Source organism: Demequina soli, assembly GCF_000971195.1.
GTDB lineage: Bacteria > Actinomycetota > Actinomycetes > Actinomycetales > Demequinaceae > Demequina > Demequina soli.
Map to the genome: position 1 here is coordinate 1 of NZ_BBLZ01000011.1, position 5,545 is coordinate 5,545.

Here is a 5,545-nt window from a genome sequence, read left to right on the forward strand (position 1 = left end):
TTGCCCCGCGAGAGGCCCGAGAGGGAATTGAGCGGTGCGCGTCCGAAACTTGAGAACTCAACAGTGTGCCACATGTCGATGCCAAAACCCGGCATCCCGGTTATCGGGGTGCAGGATTCCTTTGGTAGACAACGAAATGTCAGCAATGATGTTTTGTTCGATGTCAGAGGTCAAATTAATGTCTCTTCGGAGACGATACTCTGTAATGTTGTATGCCAGATTCGTCTGGTTGTACGCCATTCATTTACGGAGAGTTTGATCCTGGCTCAGGACGAACGCTGGCGGCGTGCTTAACACATGCAAGTCGAACGGTGACGATGGAGCTTGCTCTGTCTGATCAGTGGCGAACGGGTGAGTAACACGTGAGTAACCTGCCCCAGACTCTGGGATAACCTCGGGAAACCGGGGCTAATACCGGATATGCAACACCACTGCATGGTGAGTGTTGGGAAAGTTTTTCGGTCTGGGATGGACTCGCGGCCTATCAGCTTGTTGGTGAGGTAATGGCTCACCAAGGCGACGACGGGTAGCCGGCCTGAGAGGGCGACCGGCCACACTGGAACTGAGACACGGTCCAGACTCCTACGGGAGGCAGCAGTGGGGAATATTGCACAATGGGCGCAAGCCTGATGCAGCGACGCCGCGTGGGGGATGAAGGCCTTCGGGTTGTAAACCCCTTTCAGCAGGGAAGAAGCGAGAGTGACGGTACCTGCAGAAGAAGCGCCGGCTAACTACGTGCCAGCAGCCGCGGTAATACGTAGGGCGCAAGCGTTGTCCGGAATTATTGGGCGTAAAGAGCTCGTAGGCGGTTTGTCGCGTCTGCTGTGAAATCCCGAGGCTCAACCTCGGGCCTGCAGTGGGTACGGGCAGACTAGAGTGTGGTAGGGGAGACTGGAATTCCTGGTGTAGCGGTGGAATGCGCAGATATCAGGAGGAACACCGATGGCGAAGGCAGGTCTCTGGGCCACAACTGACGCTGAGGAGCGAAAGCGTGGGGAGCGAACAGGATTAGATACCCTGGTAGTCCACGCCGTAAACGGTGGGCACTAGATGTGGGGCTCTTTCCATGAGTTCCGCGTCGCAGCTAACGCATTAAGTGCCCCGCCTGGGGAGTACGGCCGCAAGGCTAAAACTCAAAGGAATTGACGGGGGCCCGCACAAGCGGCGGAGCATGCGGATTAATTCGATGCAACGCGAAGAACCTTACCAAGGCTTGACATATACCCTCTACCCCCAGAGATGGGGGGTGCTTCGGCGGGGTATACAGGTGGTGCATGGTTGTCGTCAGCTCGTGTCGTGAGATGTTGGGTTAAGTCCCGCAACGAGCGCAACCCTCGTCCTATGTTGCCAGCACGTGATGGTGGGGACTCATAGGAGACTGCCGGGGTCAACTCGGAGGAAGGTGGGGATGACGTCAAATCATCATGCCCCTTATGTCTTGGGCTTCACGCATGCTACAATGGCCGGTACAAAGGGCTGCGATACCGTAAGGTGGAGCGAATCCCAAAAAGCCGGTCTCAGTTCGGATTGAGGTCTGCAACTCGACCTCATGAAGTCGGAGTCGCTAGTAATCGCAGATCAGCAACGCTGCGGTGAATACGTTCCCGGGCCTTGTACACACCGCCCGTCAAGTCACGAAAGTCGGTAACACCCGAAGCCAGTGGCCCAACTCTTTTGAGAGGGAGCTGTCTAAGGTGGGATTGGCGATTGGGACTAAGTCGTAACAAGGTAGCCGTACCGGAAGGTGCGGCTGGATCACCTCCTTTCTAAGGAGCACCTACCAGTCACCTTGGGTGACCGGTCAGGATCCCACTTCAGACTCGTTCGTAGTCTGGTGGGGCTCATGGATGGAACATCGACATGAGCCGGCAGTCGCCGGTCGGACAGTCAGTACACCCTTTGGGGTAGGAACGCTGGATGATCGGAGAGGTTGTCGGCATGGCACGCTGTTGGGTCCTGAAGGGTCGGACGTAAGTTCAACCGCTTCAGACCGTCAAACCCCCTCGAGGGGATCTCCTGAAGGAGAGAAGCTCGAGGATCGAGGGTTCACGGTTGCGGACCATCTCCTCCCATCAAACGGTGTGAACGTACGTGTTCATGCAGGTGTGGGGTGTGGGGGTGGGGCTGCCCGTATTTTGAGAACTGCACAGTGGACGCGAGCATCTTTGATATCTGTGGTCAAGTTTTTAAGAGCACATGGTGGATGCCTTGGCAGTAGGAGCCGAAGAAGGACGTTGTAGCCTGCGAAAAGCCTCGGGGAGCTGGCAAACAAGCTGTGATCCGAGGATGTCCGAATGGGGAAACCCCGCTGGAGTCATGTCCAGTGACCCACGCCTGAATATATAGGGCGTGTGGAGGGAACGTCGGGAAGTGAAACATCTCAGTACCGACAGGAAGAGATATTCCGTGAGTAGTGGCGAGCGAAAGCGGAAGAGGCCAAACCGTACATGTGTGATACCCGGCAGGGGTTGCATGTGCGGGGTTGTGGGACCTTTTGGAACGATCTGCCGGTCGTTCAAGGAGTCAAAAATCCGTGTGGTAGGCGAAGGGCATTGAAAGGCCCGGCGTAGAGGGTGCGACCCCCGTAGCCGAAATCATGCGGACTCCTGAGAGTCATCCCAAGTAGCACGGGGCCCGAGAAATCCCGTGTGAATCCGCAGAGACCACTCTGTAAGCCTAAATACTACCTACTGACCGATAGCGAATCAGTACCGTGAGGGAAGGGTGAAAAGTACCCCGAGAGGGGAGTGAAATAGTACCTGAAACCGTGTGCTTACAATCCGTCGGAGCCTCCCTAGTAGGGGTGACGGCGTGCCTTTTGAAGAATGAGCCTGCGAGTTAGTGCTCAGTGGCGAGGTTAACCCGTGTGGGGCAGCCGTAGCGAAAGCGAGTCCGAATAGGGCGTTTGAGTCGCTGGGTCTAGACCCGAAGCGAAGTGATCTATCCATGGCCAGGCTGAAGCGCGGGTAAGACCGCGTGGAGGGCCGAACCCACTTGGGTTGAAAACCGAGGGGATGAGCTGTGGATAGGGGTGAAAGGCCAATCAAACTTCGTGATAGCTGGTTCTCCCCGAAATGCATTTAGGTGCAGCGTTGCGTGTTTCTTGCCGGAGGTAGAGCTACTGGATGGCCGATGGGCCCCACCAGGTTACTGACGTCAGCCAAACTCCGAATGCCGGTAAGTGAGAGCGCAGCAGTGAGACTGTGGGGGATAAGCTTCATAGTCGAGAGGGAAACAGCCCAGAACACCAACTAAGGCCCCTAAGCGTGTGCTAAGTGGGAAAGGATGTGGAGTTGCATAGACAACCAGGAGGTTGGCTTAGAAGCAGCCACCCTTGAAAGAGTGCGTAATAGCTCACTGGTCAAGTGATTCCGCGCCGACAATGTAGCGGGGCTCAAGTACACCGCCGAAGTTGTGTCATTCACACAGTGCGCTAGGCCTTCGTGGTCCAGGCGTGTGGATGGGTAGGGGAGCGTCGTGTGGCGGGTGAAGTCGCGGGGTAACCCAGCGGTGGACGCCACACGAGTGAGAATGCAGGCATGAGTAGCGAAAGACGGGTGAGAAACCCGTCCGCCGAATGACCAAGGGTTCCAGGGCCAGGTTAATCCGCCCTGGGTAAGTCGGGACCTAAGGCGAGGCCGACAGGCGTAGTCGATGGACAACGGGTTGATATTCCCGTACCGGCGAAGAACCGCCCATGACGAGGCGGACGATGCTAAGTGCCCAAAGCCGGTGCACCCTTTAAGGGGAATCTCGGTGGCGCGCACGAACCAGATCCGTAGTAGTCAAGCGTATTAACAGGGGTGACGCAGGAAGGTAGCCGAGCGTGGCGATGGTAGTCCACGTCTAAGGGTGTAGGCCGAGTCGTAGGCAAATCCGCGACTCACATAGGCTGAGACCTGATGGTGACCCCGTATGGGGGAAATCGGTGATCCTATGCTGCCAAGAAAAACCTCGGCGCGAGGTTCTAGCCGCCCGTACCCCAAACCGACTCAGGTGGTCAGGTAGAGAATACTAAGGCGATCGAGTGAATCGTGGTTAAGGAACTCGGCAAAATGCCCCCGTAACTTCGGGAGAAGGGGGGCCTGAGGCGTGAACCACCTTGCGTGGGGAAGCGTTTGAGGGCCGCAGAGACCAGGGAGAAGCGACTGTTTACTAAAAACACAGGTCCGTGCGAAGTCGCAAGACGATGTATACGGACTGACGCCTGCCCGGTGCTGGAAGGTTAAGAGGAGGGGTCAGCCGCAAGGCGAAGCTCCGAATTTAAGCCCCAGTAAACGGCGGTGGTAACTATAACCATCCTAAGGTAGCGAAATTCCTTGTCGGGTAAGTTCCGACCTGCACGAATGGCGTAACGACTTCTCCGCTGTCTCAACCGCGAACTCGGCGAAATTGCACTACGAGTAAAGATGCTCGTTACGCGCAGCAGGACGGAAAGACCCCGGGACCTTTACTATAGCTTGGTATTGGTATTCGGTGTGGTTTGTGTAGGATAGGTGGGAGACTATGAAGCCGTGACGCCAGTCATGGTGGAGTCATTGTTGAAATACCACTCTGATCACTCTGGATATCTAACCTCGGTCCGTAATCCGGATCAGGGACAGTGCCTGGTGGGTAGTTTAACTGGGGCGGTTGCCTCCCAAAGAGTAACGGAGGCGCCCAAAGGTTCCCTCAGCCTGGTTGGCAATCAGGTGGCGAGTGCAAGTGTACAAGGGAGCTTGACTGTGAGACTGACAGGTCGAGCAGGGACGAAAGTCGGGACTAGTGACCCGCCGGTGGCATGTGGAAGCGCCGGCGCTCAACGGATAAAAGGTACCCCGGGGATAACAGGCTGATCCTGCCCAAGAGTCCATATCGACGGCATGGTTTGGCACCTCGATGTCGGCTCGTCGCATCCTGGGGCTGGAGTTGGTCCCAAGGGTTGGGCTGTTCGCCCATTAAAGCGGTACGCGAGCTGGGTTTAGAACGTCGTGAGACAGTTCGGTCCCTATCCGCTGCGCGCGCAGGAAACTTGAGAAAGGCTGCCCCTAGTACGAGAGGACCGGGGTGGACCAACCTCTGGTGTGCCAGTTGTTCCGCCAGGAGCACGGCTGGTTGGCTACGTTGGGAAGGGATAACCGCTGAAAGCATCTAAGCGGGAAGCCTGTTTCAAGATGAGGTTTCCAAGGAGCTTGCTCCTGAAGGCCCCCTATAGACCATGGGGTTGATAGGCCGGACGTGGAAGAGAGGACTAACGACTCTTGAAGCTGACCGGTACTAATAGGCCGATAACTTGACACACATCCTAGATTTCCAAATGCGTGCTCGCGTCCACTGTGCGGTTCCCGAACTACGGTCAGGGAAACCGCGATCAAGTTCCATAGAGTTGCCGCAGCCATAGCGGGAGGGAAACGCCCGGTCCCATTCCGAACCCGGAAGCTAAGCCTCCCAGCGCCGATGGTACTGCACCCGCCAGGGTGTGGGAGAGTAGGACGCTGCGGCACATACCTTAGAAAAGCCCCCCGACACCCTCGGGGGGCTTTTCGCATCCCCAGACACGACTCCC

At 56.7% G+C, this 5,545-nt stretch carries 3 rRNA genes; all 3 read left to right on the forward strand.

The annotated features are described in order from the left end of the window. Positions 1-243: 243 nt before the first annotated feature. The 3 genes from AOM04_RS14085 to rrf all read left to right on the forward strand — a co-directional run bounded on the left by AOM04_RS14085 (position 244) and on the right by rrf (position 5,483). Positions 244-1,766: ribosomal RNA gene (locus AOM04_RS14085) — 16S ribosomal RNA — on the forward strand. A 410-nt stretch (positions 1,767-2,176) separates the two neighbouring features. After that, positions 2,177-5,280, forward strand: a 23S ribosomal RNA gene (locus AOM04_RS14090). A gap of 86 nt (positions 5,281-5,366) precedes the next feature. Further along, a 5S ribosomal RNA gene (gene rrf, locus AOM04_RS14095) occupies positions 5,367-5,483 on the forward strand. The 16S, 23S and 5S rRNA genes sit together here, the layout of an rRNA operon. The last annotated feature ends 62 nt before the right edge of the window (positions 5,484-5,545 follow it).